General features: G+C 62.4%; 5 protein-coding genes (1 of these 5 only partly in view). 2 read left to right on the plus strand and 3 right to left on the minus strand.

Going from position 1 to position 16,441, the window contains the following annotated elements:
* A protein-coding gene (locus tag WDO70_03235) for a tail fiber domain-containing protein (GenBank protein MEJ0062223.1) crosses the window boundary here: on the plus strand, window positions 1-12,890 show its 3' portion. It extends 16,486 nt beyond the left edge of the window; 12,890 of the gene's 29,376 nt are visible here — the last part of the coding sequence; the start codon falls outside the window, past its left edge; its stop codon occupies window positions 12,888-12,890.
* A gap of 46 nt (window positions 12,891-12,936) precedes the next feature.
* Entirely contained in the window at window positions 12,937-14,631 is a 1,695-nt protein-coding gene (locus WDO70_03240) for a long-chain fatty acid--CoA ligase (protein MEJ0062224.1), read from the plus strand.
* A gap of 1 nt (window position 14,632) precedes the next feature.
* On the opposite strand, the gene WDO70_03245 is transcribed toward WDO70_03240, so the two are convergent.
* From WDO70_03245 to WDO70_03255, 3 genes are read right to left on the minus strand one after another with little or no spacing between them, the layout of a single operon-like run.
* Window positions 14,633-14,872 carry a hypothetical protein gene (locus tag WDO70_03245; protein MEJ0062225.1) on the minus strand — a complete coding sequence of 80 codons (240 nt, stop codon included), beginning with the start codon at window positions 14,870-14,872 and terminating at the stop codon, window positions 14,633-14,635.
* A 32-nt stretch (window positions 14,873-14,904) separates the two neighbouring features.
* Window positions 14,905-15,951, minus strand: coding sequence for a WD40 repeat domain-containing protein (locus WDO70_03250; GenBank protein ID MEJ0062226.1), 1,047 nt, complete (start codon window positions 15,949-15,951; stop codon window positions 14,905-14,907).
* Between the two features lie 30 nt (window positions 15,952-15,981).
* Entirely contained in the window at window positions 15,982-16,233 is a 252-nt protein-coding gene (locus tag WDO70_03255; GenBank protein ID MEJ0062227.1) for a hypothetical protein, read from the minus strand.
* Window positions 16,234-16,441 lie beyond the last annotated feature (208 nt).

Here is a 16,441-nt window from a genome sequence, read left to right on the forward strand (position 1 = left end):
CGCATGCGACGACGGCAAGCGACAATAACGCGTTTGGTTCCGGCGCGCTGCGGAATACGACGACAGGCCACGATAATGCGGGCTTCGGCAGCGTTGCCTTGCTGAGCAATTTGACCGGCAGTCTCAATGTCGCCATCGGCAATTATTCTCTAACCACGTCGACGGGACTCGATAACACGGTTGCCGTAGGTTATGAGGCGCTGAGAAATGCGCAGACCACGGCCACGGGCAATACGGCGGTCGGGTATCAGGCATCGAAGGCCGTATCGACCGGCAAGGCCAACACCACGCTCGGCTATACGGCAGGCACGGCGCTGACCACGGCGACGGGCAACACCGCGCTCGGTTATGGCGCGATGGCGACGGTGACGACGGGCTCGGGCAACGTGGCGATCGGTTCCGGGGCGATCGGCGCGACGGCGAGCGCGTTCGCCCCGGTCAATCTGACGGCGGTCGGCACGAACGCCTTGAACCTCGCGCGCACGACGGCGACGGGCAACGTCGCGGTGGGCTACAACGCCTCGACGGTGCTGACGACCGGCGCGAATAACACCACCGTCGGCTACACGGCGGGCACGGCGCTGACGAGCGGCGCGCAGAATATCGCCATCGGCTCGGGCGCGCTGACGACGATCACGACCGGCACCGACAACGTCGCCATCGGCGTGAACGCCATCGGCTCGACGGCGAGCGCGTTCGCGCCGACCAAGCTGGTTGCCATCGGCACGGACGCGTTGAGCCTGGCGCGGACGACGGCTACGGGCAACGTCGCGGTGGGCTATCAGGCGTTGAAGGTGACTTCGACCGGCAACGACAATACCGCCATGGGTTATCTGGCGCTGACGTCGAATACGGTTGGCCAGTGGAACACTGCCGTCGGCAGCAACGCTTTGGTGGCAACGACGACGGGCCTCAACAATACTGCCGTCGGCGCCTATACCATGATGTCGAACACGTCGGGCCACGACAATAACGCGGTCGGCAGCGGGTCCTTCAGCGCGCTTCAAAACAACACGACCGGTACAAACAACAACGCCTTCGGCAGTAATGCCCTTGGCAACAATACGACCGGCAATTTCAACAGCGCATTCGGTGATTCCGCGCTGTTGACGGCCACGGGCGCGTCAGGATTAACGGCGATGGGCTTCGAAGCGCTGAAATTGGCGCAGACGACGGCGACCGGGAACGTGGCGCTCGGGTATCAGGCGTCGGCGGCGGTATCGACCGGCGCGAATAATACGACGTTCGGTTACCAGGCGGGCAATACGATCACGACCGGCGCGAATAATATCCTGATCGGTTCCGGCGTGACGACGCCCGCGGCCGGAACGAATAACTGGCTGAATATCGGCGGGATGATCTATGGCAGCACGCTGACGGGATCGCAGGTGGCGATCGGTAGCAGCATCACCTCGATGGTCGCGGGGATCGCGCTCGATGTGCGGACGACCAATTCGATCCGCATCCCGGTGGGCAACAGCACGACGGACCGTCCGGGCACGGGCGCGCAAGGCATGATCCGTTACAACACGACCAGCGGCTGGCCGGAATATTACGACGGCAGCGCATGGCAGAGCTTTGCCTCGGGCGGCACCGGCCCGGCAAGCACCAATCTCGGCGGATCGGCGGCGGCGACCAGCCCGCAGCGCAGCGGCGAGGCCAATACCGGTTTGTTCAGCGTCACGTCGGGCGGCAGCGGGTTGGTCAGCGTCGCGTCGCTCGGCGTCGAAGTGGCGCGGTTCTCGGCGACGGGACTCAATCTGACGACCGCGACCGGCGCGCTGCAGATCAATAGCGTGAACGCGATCAAGATGCCCGCGACCGATAATCTGGTCGTCGGCAACACCGGCGCGACGGCGACGACCGGCAGCAACAACGTCGCGGTGGGCAAGAGCGCGCTGAACGCCACGACGACCGGCACCGATAATATCGGCATGGGCAAGAACGCGCTGGCGGCGAATACGGTCGGCCAATATAACGTCGCCGTCGGCACGGATGCTCTCTCCACGGCTACGGGCGCGACCGTCAGTATCGCCATCGGCTACGAGGCGCTGAAATTGGCGAAGACGGGAGCATACGGGAATACGGCGGTCGGACATCAGGCGCTGAAGAGCACGACGACGGGCACGATTAATACGGCGGTCGGTTTTCTGGCGCTGACCTCCATGACGACGGGCAGCTATAATACCGCGCTCGGCGATAATACGATGGTCAACAGTGTAGTCGGCGATGGAAACGTCGCGATCGGCGATTATGCGCTCTATAACAACCAGGTGAGTGGCAATGTCGCGATCGGCGTCGATGCTCTCTGGCAGAATACCACGGGCGGGCACAATACCGCCGTGGGAGCCAATGCGCTCCAGGGGAACAGCACCGGCGAGGGGAACAGCGCTTTTGGGGTGGGCGTGCTCTACAGCACCACGACCGGCAATCAGAATAGCGCCTTCGGCAGCAGCCGCATGGTCAATGGAGCGCTTGCCAGCAATAGCACCGGCAGCAGCAACAGCGCTTTCGGGGCCGGATATTGGGAGGCCGCCCTCGGCTCGAACACCACCGGCAACTACAATAGCGCGTTCGGCGACAGTGCGTTGGCGAAGGCGACGACAGCGGATAGCAACAGCGCGTTCGGCACGTTCGCCATGGTGAACACGACGACCGGCGCGCACAACAGCGCCTTCGGCTATAATGTGTTGCAAGCCAATTTAACCGGCAGCAATAACGTCGCGTTCGGCGAAAACGCGCTCTATACATCGGTCGGTCTCTCCAACACCGTCGCCATCGGCTTCGAAGCGCTGAAGCTGGCCCAGACGACGGCGACCGGGAATGTGGCGCTCGGGTACCAGGCCTCGGCGGCGGTATCGACGGGCGCGAACAATACGACGTTCGGTTACCAGGCCGGCAATACGATCACGACCGGCGCGAACAACATCCTCATCGGTTCCGGTGTGACGACGCCCGCGGCCGGAACGAACAACTGGCTGAATATCGGCGGGATGATCTATGGCAGCACGCTGACGGGATCGCAGGTGGCGATCGGCTCCGGCATCACCTCGATGGTCGCGGGCATCGCGCTTGATCTCGGCAGCAACACCAGCTCGATGCGCACGCCGGTCGGCAACACCGCGCAGCGTCCCGGCACCGGCGCGGCGGGCATGATCCGCTACAATACGCAGACCGGCGCGGGCGTAGTCGAGTATTTCGACGGCACGACGTGGCAGAGCTTCGCCAACACGTCGGGCAGCAGCAGCACGACGGCGCTTGGGGCGAGCGCGGGATCGCCCAGCCCTTACCGCAGCGGCGAGGCGACCACCGGTCTTTACAGCGCCAACAGCGGCGAAGTTTCGGCGGCGTCGCTCGGCACGCAGATGCTGCGGCTCTCGACCACCAACTTCGCTTACGGCAGCGGCGCGCTGAACGCGATCACGACCGGCAGTAACAATTTCGCGGGTGGCGCGAATGCGCTCTATAGCACGACGACCGGCGCGGATAATATCGCTCTGGGCAATACCGCAATGCTCTCGAACGTGAACGGGCAGCGAAATATCGCTATGGGGTCTAATACAATTCGCGGCGGCAGCGGCATGTCGGGCAGCGACAATATCGGACTCGGCGCCCAGGCACTTTACGCTCTTACGACGGGCGGCAATAATTTCGCCAGTGGCTACACGGCGCTCTATAGCACGACGACCGGCACGGATAATATCGCTATAGGCAATACCGCAATGCTCTCGAACGTGAATGGGCAGCGAAATATCGCTATGGGGTCTAATACAATTCGCGGCGGCAGCGGCATGTCGGGCAGCGACAATATCGGACTCGGCGCCCAGGCACTTTACGCTCTTACGACGGGCGGCAATAATTTCGCCAGTGGCTACACGGCGCTCTATAGCACGACGACCGGCACGGATAATATCGCTATAGGCAACAGCGCAATGCTCTCGAACGTGAATGGGCAGCGGAATATCGCCATGGGCTCTAATGCAATTCGCGGCGGCAGCGGCATGTCGGGTACCGACAATATCGGACTCGGCGCCCAGACGCTCTACAGCCTGACGACGGGTACTAACAATTTCGCGAGCGGCTATCAGGCGCTCTACAACACCACCACCGGCGCGGACAATATCGGCATCGGCTATCAGGCCCTGCTCGGCAACACGGTCGGGCAATATAATATCGCGCTGGGCAAGAGCGCGCTCCTCACCGCGACCGGTCTTGCGAATACCGTCGCCATCGGTTACGAGGCGCTGAAGCTGGCCCAGACGACGGCGACGGGCAACGTGGCGCTCGGGTACCAGGCCTCGGCGGCGGTATCGACGGGCGCGAACAATACGACGTTCGGCTATCAGGCCGGCAATACGATCACGACCGGCGCGAATAATATCCTGATCGGCTCCGGCATCACGACCCCCGCCGCCGGAACGAATAACTGGCTGAATATCGGCGGGATGATCTATGGCAGCACGCTGACGGGATCGCAGGTGGCGATTGGTTCCGGCCTTACCTCGATGGTCGCGGGCATCGCGCTCGATCTCGGCAGCAATACCAGCTCCATGCGCACGCCGGTCGGCAACACCGCGCAGCGGCCCGGCACCGGCGCGGCGGGCATGATCCGCTACAACACGCAGACCGGCGCGGGCGTGGTCGAGTATTTCGACGGCACCACATGGCAGAGCTTCGCCAACACGTCGGGCAGCAGCAGCACGACGGCGCTCGGCGGGTCGGCGGCAGCTCCAAGTCCCTACCGCAATGGCGAGGCGACGACGGGCCTGTTCTCGGCAACGACGACCGGCGGCGGGCAGGTGAGCATCGCTTCGGTGGGTGTCGAAGTGGCGCGGTTCTCGGCGACCGGACTCAACCTGACGACCGCGACCGGCGCGTTGCAGATCAACGGCGCGAATGCATTGCGGCAGTTCGGCACGCAGAATGTCGCCGTGGGTCCGCTTGCCCTGAATGCGACGACGACCGGCACGGAAAACACTGCCGTTGGCTATAGTACGCTCAAGAGCATGACGACGGGACAATGGAACACCGCCGTCGGCAGCGGTGCGATGCAGGCGACGACGACAGGCTATGACAATACGGCGGTCGGCGCCGGGGCGATGTATAACAATACCGGCGGCACCGATAATACCGTGGTCGGCGACGATGCGCTCGCCAGCAATACCATGGGCAGTAAAAATGTTGCCTTAGGCCAGGCCGCTCTGGCGACGGCGACCGGTATCTCCAACACCGTTGCCATCGGCTATCAGGCATTGGCCGCCAATCTCAGTGGACCCGGCAACACGGCGGTCGGTTATATGGCGCTCTCCACCTCGACCGGCGGCGGATACAATAACGCGTTCGGATCGAGTGCTCTGAAATCCAATACGACGGGCGCCTCCAACAGTGCATTCGGCGCCGATGCTTTCAGCATTGGCGCACTTGGCAGCAACACGACCGGCGGCTACAACAGCGCGTTCGGCGGCGGCTTCTACAAATCCGCGCTTGGCAGCAACACGACCGGCGCCTACAACAGCGCATTAGGCTCCGAGGCGGCCGGGAATATCATCGATGGCAACCATATTGTTGCTATCGGCGCGGGCGCTCTGGCGACGGCGACTGGCCTCTCCGACACCGTGGCCGTCGGCTACGAAGCGCTGAAGTTGGCGCAGACGACGGCGGTAGGCAACACGGCGGTGGGGTATCAGGCTTCGACGGCGGTATCGACCGGGACGGCTAACACCACGCTTGGCTATACGGCGGGCACGGCCCTGACGACGGCAACGGGCAACACGGCGCTGGGCTATGGCGCGATGGCGACGGTCACGACCGGCTCGGGCAACGTGGCGATCGGTTCCGGCGCGATCGGCGCGACGGCGAGCGCGTTTGCCCCGACTAACCTGACGGCGGTTGGCACGAATGCGCTGAGCCTCGCCCGCACGACGGCGACGGGCAACGTGGCGGTCGGGTACAATGCTTCGACGGCGATCACGACCGGCAATAACAACACCACGCTCGGCTACACGGCGGGCGCAGCGTTGACGAGCGGCGCAGGCAACGTCGCGCTGGGCAGCGGCGCGCTGGCGCCGATCACGACCGGCACGGACAACGTAGCTATCGGCAGGAACGCCATCGGTTCGACGGCGAGCGCGTTCGCACCGACACAGTTGGTCGCCATCGGTGCGGATGCCTTGAGCCTGGCGCGGACGACGGCGACGGGCAATACGGCTGTGGGTTATCAGGCATCGAAGGCGATTACCACCGGCTCGGGCAACACCACGTTCGGCTATCAGGCCGGAACGGCCATGACGACGGCGCAAACCAACGTAGCCATAGGCTACCAAGCGCTGAGCACGGTGACAACCGCGGTAGGCAGCACGGCCGTCGGGTATATGACACTCGCCAGCTCGACGGGCGACAACAATACCGCCGTCGGCTCTTGGTCATTGCGGTCGAACACCAACGGCTACAGCAATACCGCGGTCGGCGAGGCGACGCTCGGCAGTAATACTACCGGTGTTTATAACGTCGCCATAGGCGGCCCGGATATTGCTGGCGATTATTCGCCATTATACTCCAACACCACCGGCAATTATAATACGGCCGTCGGCACCCAGGCTCTCGGTCATGCCACGACAGCCTATAGCAACAGCGCCTTCGGCAGCACGGCGCTTATCAACACGACGACCGGTGTCGAGAACAGCGCCTTTGGCGCCGTCGCGATGACTAGCAATCTGACGGGCAGCAGCAATGTCGCATTCGGCGTCAAGGCGCTCTATACGTCGACCGGTCTCGATAATACCGTTGCCGTTGGTTTCGAGGCGTTAAATCTGGCGCAAACCACGGCGACCGGCAATACGGCGGTCGGATATCAGGCATCGAAGGCCGTATCGACCGGCAAGGCCAACACCACGCTCGGCTATACGGCAGGCACGGCGCTGACAACGGCGACGGGCAACATTGCGATAGGCTATACGGCATTATCCACGGTGACGACCGGCTCGGGCAACGTGGCAATCGGCAACAACACGATCAATCCGGCGAGCTCGGCTACCCCGCTTAACCTGACGGCGGTCGGCACGAACGCCTTGAGCCTCGCCCGCGCGACGGCGACGGGCAACGTGGCGATAGGCTACAACGCTTCGACGGGGATTACGACCGGCGCGAACAATACGACGCTGGGCTACACGGCGGGCGCGGCGCTGACGAGCGGCGCGCAGAATATCGCCATCGGCTCGGGCGCGCTGGCGCCGATCACGACCGGCACCGACAACGTCGCCATCGGCGTGAACGCCATCGGATCGACGGCGAGCGCGTTCGCGCCGACGCAGCTGGTTGCCATCGGCACGGATGCGCTGAGCCTGGCGCGGACGACGGCGACGGGCAACGTGGCGGTGGGCTATCAGGCGTCCAAGGCGATCACGACCGGCGCGAATAATACGACGTTCGGTTACCAGGCCGGCAATACGATCACGACCGGCGCGAACAACGTCCTGATCGGTTCCGGCGTGACGACCCCCGCCGCCGGAACGAACAACTGGCTGAATATCGGCGGGATGATCTATGGCAGCACGCTGACGGGATCGCAGGTGGCGATCGGCAGCGGCATCACCTCGATGGTCGCGGGCATCGCGCTTGATCTCGGCAGCAACACCAGCTCGATGCGCACGCCGGTCGGCAACACGGCGCAGCGTCCCGGCACCGGCGCGGCGGGCATGATCCGCTACAACACGCAGACCGGCGCGGGCGTGGTCGAGTATTTCGACGGCACCACATGGCAGAGCTTCGCCAACACGTCGGGCAGCAGCGTCACCACGACGCTCGGCGCGTCGGCTGCGGCCGCTAGCCCGAACCGCACCGGCGAGGCCAATACCGGCCTGTTCAGCGTAACGTCGGGCGGCAGCGGGCAGGTGAGCGTCGCCTCGCTCGGCACGGAAGTGGCCCGTTTCGACGGCAGCGGACTCAATCTTACCACCGCGACCGGCGCGTACCTGATCAACGGCGCGAACGCGCTGACGATTAAGGCTGGCGATAATCTGATCATCGGCAATACCGGCGCGACGGCGGTGACCGGCGGCCAAAATGTGGCGGCGGGCAAAGGCGCGCTTAACGCCACCGTCACCGGCAGCTATAACAGCGCCTTCGGCACCGATGCGCTATACAATAACCTGACCGGCGACAACAACGTTGCTGTAGGCCAGGCGGCGCTGTATAGCAGCACGACGGGTAGTATCGGCAACGTCGCAGTTGGCGCTAGCGCGCTTAAGAGCTTCCAAAGCGGCTCGGGCAATGTCGCGATCGGCACGACCGCGATGTTCGGCGCCACCGATGGATCGGATAACATCGCCCTCGGCCATGACTCGCTGTGGAGCAACCAGGGCAATGGCAATATCGCTTTCGGCCTAGAAGCTCTGCACGACACTACGACGGGCGATGGCAATATCGGCATCGGCGGTTCCGCGCTCCGGAGTAACGTGACCGGCGGCTACAATATCGCCCTCGGCAACACCGCGATGTTCAATGCCGACGGGGGCAGCCAGAATATCGCTCTCGGCCATGACTCGCTGTGGAACAACCAGGCTGACGAGAATATCGCTCTCGGCCAGAACGCGCTGCACGATACCACGACGGGCGGACACAATATCGGCATCGGCTCGTCGGCGCTTATCAATAATGTGAACGGCGATCACAATATCGGTCTTGGCCAAGAGGCGGTGCGGGGAGACGGCGACGGCATGTCAGGATCGGATAATGTCGGCATCGGCTATCAGACTCTCTACAGCGTGACAGAGGGCAGCGGAAATTTCGCCGGCGGTCTTGCGGCTCTCAACCGCACCACGACGGGCAGCATGAATGTCGCGCTCGGCTCGCAGGCCATGTATAATAACTTGACCGGAAGCTCTAACGTCGCGCTTGGCGAGAATGCAATGCGGGGCAGCGGCGACGGCATATCGGGGTCGAGTAATATCGGCATCGGTAGCGGGACGCTCCATGATCTGTTGGTCGGCACGGATAATATTGCTCTTGGTAATTCGGCGCTATGGCGCACAGGGACGGGCAGCATGAATGTCGCGCTCGGTTCGCTCGCCATGTATAATAACCTAACCGGCAACTCTAACGTTGCGCTCGGCGAGAATGCGATGCGGGGCAGCGGCGACGGCATATCGGGGTCGGGTAATGTCGCCATCGGCTATCAGACGCTCCACGATATAGAATCGGGCGAGCAAAATATCGCTCTCGGCGATTCGGCGCTCAGACGCACATGGACGGGCAGCATGAATGTCGCGCTCGGCTCGCAGGCCATGTATAACAACATAACCGGAAGCTCTAACATCGCGCTCGGCGAGAATGCGATGATGGGCGACGGCGGCGGGATGTCGGGCACCTATAATACGGCTCTTGGATATAGCTCTCTCCACGATCTGTCGACCGGCACCTACAACATCGCCCTCGGCTATCAGGCGGGCAATAGCATCACGACCGGCGAGAAGAATATCCTGATCGGCTATGACGTGGATACGCCCGCTGCCGGAACGAGCAACTGGCTGAATATCGGCGGCGTGATCTTCGGCGCGACGGCGACCGCGACGCCGCAGATCGCTATCGGCAGCGGCATCGCGTCGTTCACGGCGGGCGTGGCTCTGGACGTGCAGACGACGAATTCGATGCGGGTGCCGGTTGGCACGACGGGGCAGCGTCCCGGCACCGGCCTCGCAGGCATGATCCGCTACAACACCACGACCGCCGATGTCGGGCTGGAATATTCCGACGCGGGCGGCGTGTGGCATAATGTCGCCAGCGGCGGCGGTTCGCCGAGCGCGGACCTGGGAACCGGTCCGAGCGCGACCGCGCCGCAGCGCAGCGGCGAGGCGGGCACGGGCCTTTACAGCGCGAACAGCGGCGAGGTCAGCGTGGCGTCGCTCGGCACGCAGATCCTGCGGCTTTCCAGCACCAACTTCGCATATGGCGACGGCGCGTTGAATGCGGTGACATCAGGCATCAACAATTTCGCGGCGGGTTATCAGGCGCTCACCAGCACCACGACCGGCACCGACAATACCGGCATAGGCTATCAGCCGCTCTTCACTCTTACGACGGGCAGCCGCAATTTTGCGGCCGGCAATCAAGCGCAGCTCCAGAACTCGACAGGCGATGATAACACCGGCATCGGCTGGTATGCGCTCCGTAACAATACCACCGGGAACAGAAATATCGGTATCGGCCCTCAGGCGCTGCAAGGCGATCTCGGCGGCATGTCGGGCGACGATAATATCGGCCTCGGCTATCAGACTTTGATGAATTTGACAGAGGGCAGTAACAATTTCGCCGTCGGCGCTGGTGCACTGCTCTTCAATGTGAATGGCGATAGCAATATCGCGCTCGGCGAGCGCGCGGTGCGGGGTGACGTCGGCGGCATGTCGGGCAACGCCAATATCGGCCTCGGCTATGAGACGCTGGCAAACTTGACGGAAGGCTACGAGAATTTCGCCGTTGGCTATCATGCGCTTCTCAATACGACGACGGGCTACAAGAATATCGGCATCGGCACCGACGCGCTGTTCAGCAACGTGAATGGCGATCATAATATTGGGATCGGCGAGCGCGCGGTGGCAGGCGGCGGTGATGGTATATCGGGCGGCGCCAATATCGGCCTCGGCTACGAGACACTATATAAAGTGACAGAGGGTTCCGACAATTTCGCCGTCGGCTATCATGCGCTGATGAACACGACGACGGGCTACAAGAATATCGGCATCGGCGTCGACGCGCTGGTCAATAATGTGAATGGCGATCATAATATCGGACTCGGCGAGCGCGCGGTGATGGGCAATAATATATCGGGCGGCGCCAATATCGGCCTCGGCTATGAGACGCTGGCAAACTTGACGGGGGGCAACGAGAATTTCGCCGCCGGCTATCATGCGCTTCTCAATACCACAACGGGCTACAAGAATATCGGCATCGGCACCGAGGCGCTGGTCAACAATGTGAATGGCGATCATAATATCGGGATCGGCGAGAAAGCGGTGATGGGCAATAATATATCGGGCGGGCATAATATTGGCCTCGGTTATGAGACGCTGGCAAACTTGACGGAGGGCGGAGAGAATTTCGCCGCCGGTATTGGGGCGCTCAACCACACCACGACGGGCAACAGGAACGTCGCGCTCGGCAGGCTCGCCATGTACAACAACTTAACCGGCAGCTCTAACGTCGCGCTCGGCGAGGCTGCGATGCTGGGCAGCGGCGCCGGCATATCGGGAGGGAATAATGTCGCCATCGGCCGCGAGGCGCTCCATGACGTGGACGAGGGTGAAAACAATGTCGCTGTCGGCAACGCGGCGCTCAGCCGCACGACGACAGGCAGCAGGAACGTGGCGCTCGGTTATCTCGCCATGTACAATAATTTTACCGGCAGTGCTAACGTCGCGCTCGGCGAGGGGGCGATGGTGGGTAGCGGCGGTGGTATATCGGGAGGGAATAATGTCGCCATCGGCCGCGAGGCTCTCCATGATGTGGATGAGGGCGAATACAATGTCGCTGTCGGCAATGCGGCGCTCAGCCGCACGACGACGGGCAGCGGGAATGTCGCGCTCGGCAAGCTCGCCATGTACAACAACTTTACCGGCGCCAATAACATCGCGCTCGGCCAGAATGCGATGCTGGGCAGCGGCGGCGGCATGTCGGGAACGGATAATGTTGGCATTGGCCGAGAGGCGCTCAACAATCTGGCGTCGGGCGACCATAATTTCGCCGTCGGTTACCGCGCTATGTATAGCACTACGACCGGCGCGAATAATATCGCCCTCGGCTTCCAGGCCGGGTATAACGTCACGACCGGCCAGAATAATATCCTGATCGGCAACAGCACGGATACGCCCGCCGCCGGGACGAGCAACTGGCTGAATATTGGTGGGATGATCTTCGGCAGCACGACCACCGGATCGCAGGTCGTTGTCGGATCCGGCGTCACGTCGGTGGTCGCGGATATCGCGCTCGATGTGCAGGCGACGAATTCGCTGCGGGTTCCGGTCGGCACGACGGGGCAGCGTCCCGCCACCGGCCTCGCGGGCATGATCCGCTATAACACCACGACCGCCGATGTCGGGCTGGAATATTCCGACGCGGGCGGGACATGGCATAACGTCTCCGGCGGCGGGGGTGGTTCCAGCAATCTCGGCGCATCGGCTTCCGCCACCAGCCCGTCGCGCAGCGGCGAGGCCAATACCGGCCTGTTCAGCGTCACCAGCGGCGGCAGCGGCCAGGTCTCCATCGCTTCGCTCGGCAGCGAGGTCGCGCGCTTCGCCTCATCGACGGTCATCAATTTCCTCGGCTCGACTTCGACGGGGGCGGCGATCACCGTCGGCACCAACTCGACCAACGGCAACGGCGCGCTGCTGACGGCGGCGGGGGTCTGGACCAACGCTTCCGACGCCCGCCTGAAAGAGAATGTCCGGCCGATCCAGTACGGGCTGAACACCGTGATGCAGCTCAACCCGGTCGCCTATGAGATGAAAGGCACGCATGACAAGCAGGTCGGCTTCATCGCGCAGCAGGTCGAGCCGGTCATCCCCGAACTCGTCGTCAAGAACAGCGACGGCCGATATGGCCTGTCCTATGGCAACATGACCGCCGTGACGGTCAAGGCGATCCAGGAACTCAAGGCCGAGAACGATAATCTGCGGCATCAGGTAGCGATGCTGCAGGCGCAGATGGACGGCGGCGCGGGCGGTTCCGGTAAGCTGGGCGACGCGGGCGGCGATGATGGCATCAAGCGCGCGAGCTTCTTCGGCGGCGACGCGGCGCTGTTCTACGGCTTCGGCGGACTGCTGTTCGTCGGCATCGCCGGGGTCGGATTCATGGTCATTCGCCTGCGCCGCGAGTTGCGGGCGATGAAGAAGGCGGCGTAAAACGGCGTTACCCGTATTCGGGAACGGCGCCAAGATTTGGTAATGTATGACCCCGGTTTCCTATCCCTGGCTCACAAAATATCCGCCCGACGTCGACTGGGCGGCGGCGCTGGAGCCGATGCCGGTGACGCGGCTGCTCGACGACGCGGCGGCGAAATACGGCGCGCGGCCCTGCCTCGATTTTCTCGATAAAAAATATAGTTATGCCGAGGTGGCGAAGCTGGTGGATCGCGCGGCGGCGGGATTGCAGAAGCTGGGCGTGGAGAAGGGCGCTCGCGTCGGGCTGTTCCTGCCCAACACGCCCTATTACGTCATCATGTATTTCGCGGTTCTCAAGATCGGCGGCGTGGTCGTCAATTTCAACCCGCTTTACGCCGACCGCGAAATCGAAAAGCAGATCAACGACAGCGGCTGCGCCGTCATGGTCACGCTCGATCTCGATATCATGTATGGCAAGCTTGCGAAAATGTTCGATCGCACATGCCTCAAGCGCATTGTCGTCTGCCGCATGGCCGGTATCCTGCCGCTGCTCAAGGCGCTGCTGTTTCCCATCGTCAAGTGCAAGGAAGTGGCGGACGTGCCTCGCGACGAACGGCATGTCCCGTTTCATCAATTGATCGCCAATAACGGCCATCCCGCGCCGGTCGCCATCGATCCGCGGCGCGATCTCGCGGTGCTGCAATATACCGGCGGCACCACCGGCATTCCCAAGGGGGCGGCGCTGACCCACGCCAATCTTACGATCAACACGCGGCAATCATGCTTGTGGTTTCCCGGATTCCGGCTGGGCGAGGAAAAAATGCTGGCCGTGCTGCCGTTCTTCCATGTCTTCGCGCTGACCGCGGTGCTGAATGTCGGCATCGCCATCGGCGCCGAGATCATCATGCTGCCGCGCTTCGAGCTTCAGCAGGCGGTCAAGACCATCCATCGCAAGCGGCCTACTTTATTCCCGGCCGTGCCGACGATCTACACCGCGATCAACCGCCTTAAGGGCCTTGGCAAATATAATTTGTCCTCGATCCGCTTCTGCATTTCCGGCGGTGCGGGCCTGCCGGTCGAGGTCAAGCGCGAATTCGAGAAATTGACCGGCTGCATTCTCGTCGAAGGCTATGGGCTGAGCGAAACCTCGCCCGTCGCGACCGCCAACCCCATCGCGGGAGAAAACAAGGAAGGCTCGATTGGGTTACCGCTGCCGGGCACGATCGTCGAAATCGTCAGCCTGGAGGATCGCAAAACCGTGCTGCCGGTGGGAGAGCGCGGCGAGCTATGCATTCGCGGGCCGCAGGTGATGGCATATTATTGGCATAACGAGGAAGAAACCGCGCTGGTGATGGAGCAGACGCCGGATGGGCCGCGCCTGCATACCGGCGATGTCGGTTATATGGATGACGAGGGCTATACCTATATCGTCGACCGTATCAAGGATATGATCAGCTGCAGCGGATTCAAGGTCTACCCGCGCCATGTCGAAGAGGCGATTTATCAGCATGACTGCGTCGAGGAATGCATCGTCGCCGGAATTCCCGACGCCTATCGCGGCCAGACGGTCAAGGCCTATATCAAGCTGCGCGAAGGGCGGAGCCTGACCCGGGACGACCTGCTCGATTTCCTCAAGGATAAAATTTCGGCCATAGAAATGCCCAAGCATGTCGAGTTCCGAGACAAGCCGCTGCCCAAGACGCTGATCGGCAAACTGTCGCGGAAATTATTGCTGGAAGAAGAAGCGGCGAAGCAGGCTTGAGCTATTTGTTGTCAAGCATGGCTTCATCCCGGGCAGTTTCCGAAGCCGCCCGGTTCCGCACGGTTTCGATCAATCCCGCGATCCAGCAGCCGGGGCCGCCGCGCATCAGGATGATGGCGGCGGGAAACAACAGCAGCGACGGCCACAGCATGTCGAACCAGTAAATCCCGCCCGCTATCGCCGCCGCGGCCAGCGCGCCGCGCAGCAGATGTTCGGTAATGGAGGCGCTGCATCGCTTCATGGATATCAATCTATCCATTGATCGTGAAGAATTCATTGCTTCACCGCGTTCGCCACGCTGTCGATCGTGAACAGCATCAGATAGCCGCTTTCGAGCGCGGCGAAAAGGCAGGTGCCCGCGCTGTTCCAGGCAAGGCCGGTGACGGCGCTGCCTTGTTCGGCGACGGGGGGATGAATCATGACGGCAGGGCGTCCGTCCGTCGGCGCGAGCTCGATCATGCCGTCCTGAGAGCCGATGGCGACGATATCGTCTTTCGGATGCGGCGCGACCTCGCTGGCCAGCATGCCGCGATCCGTGCCGATCGCGATCGGCGCTTTGCCCCATGGCCCGCCGCCGAAGAACGGCCAGCCTATCGCCTGCGCCGCACCCGAAGTGAACAGATATCTGCCGCGCGGCGAGAAACGCATGGCGCTGATTTTTCCGGCATAGCCCTGCATTCGCATTTCATTCATGTCGGCAAGCCGCCAGCCATGCAGCGCGCTTTCCTGCATCGCGGTCATGACAATTTTGCCGTCGGGATGCCAGGCGACCGCGAGATGCGAGCCTTTCCAGGGCAGGACGACCGGCTTTTGTTCCTTGGCGTTCGTCCACCAGAGACTGACGCCGTTCAGGTGACTCGCCGCCAGGCGCTTGCCGTTGGGGCTGAACGCCATGCCGCCGATGCTGCCGGGATGCAAGAGCGGTGCGCCGAGCGGCTGGCCGCCGCCGTCGAGAAGCTGGATGTTTTTTCCATAGGCCGCGGCGATAATGCCGCCATCGGGATCGGCGGCGGCATGGTCGATCCATTTGCCTTTTTGCCGGAAGAGATTTTTCGGCTCGCTGTCGTTGCCGACGCGCACGACGCTGCCGTCGTCGCCGCCGGAAATAAAATCATCGCCGCAGGCGGCGAGACTCAGGCTGATGCCGTCATGAGCATGGATCAATGAAGGTTCCTGCGGCCCATCATCCGCCGCCAGAAGCGCAAGCCTGCCGTCGCCCAGCGCGGCGGCAAGCCTCGTGCCGGAGGCGTTCGCCGTCAGCGCGTTGACGCGGACGCCGAGATTCCATTGCTGCGCTATAGCGGAGGGGGGATTATGCATGGCGCAGGGGCCGAGTTCGCGAATACCGGATTATGGCGCCAGATGGCAAAAGCCGCGCCGCAATCCCTCGATCATCGTTCCCTTAAGGCGGCCTCCGAAGCATTCGGAATCCCAATCATGAATGACCTCTTCGCTTCCGTCGCCGTACCGGCACGTTACCTTGGTGGCCTGGCCGGTTTCGAGAGCCGCTATTTGCCGTTCAACGGGCTGGTTGTTTAACTGGCGGATATTATCCGCATTTTCGGTATGGCGGTAAGCGCCATAACCAACCAGTGCCGCCACGGTCCCGACGACGGCTAGAGGACGTACCGCCTTCTTTGCGGCAGCGCGAAAGAGCGCATTCTTTAATGTTTTTGAAACGGAAGAGAGTGATGGAGTTTCAATATGGTTCGACATGGAGATATCCTTGATTTATATGGAATGACCGCGCCGAGCCTAGCCGGAAAACCGGAAAAATAAAAGAACGAATTGGCCCGGCTTATTGGCGGTG

It is taken from the genome of Alphaproteobacteria bacterium, assembly GCA_037200005.1.
Taxonomy (GTDB): Bacteria; Pseudomonadota; Alphaproteobacteria; order UBA9219; family RFNS01; genus JBBCGY01.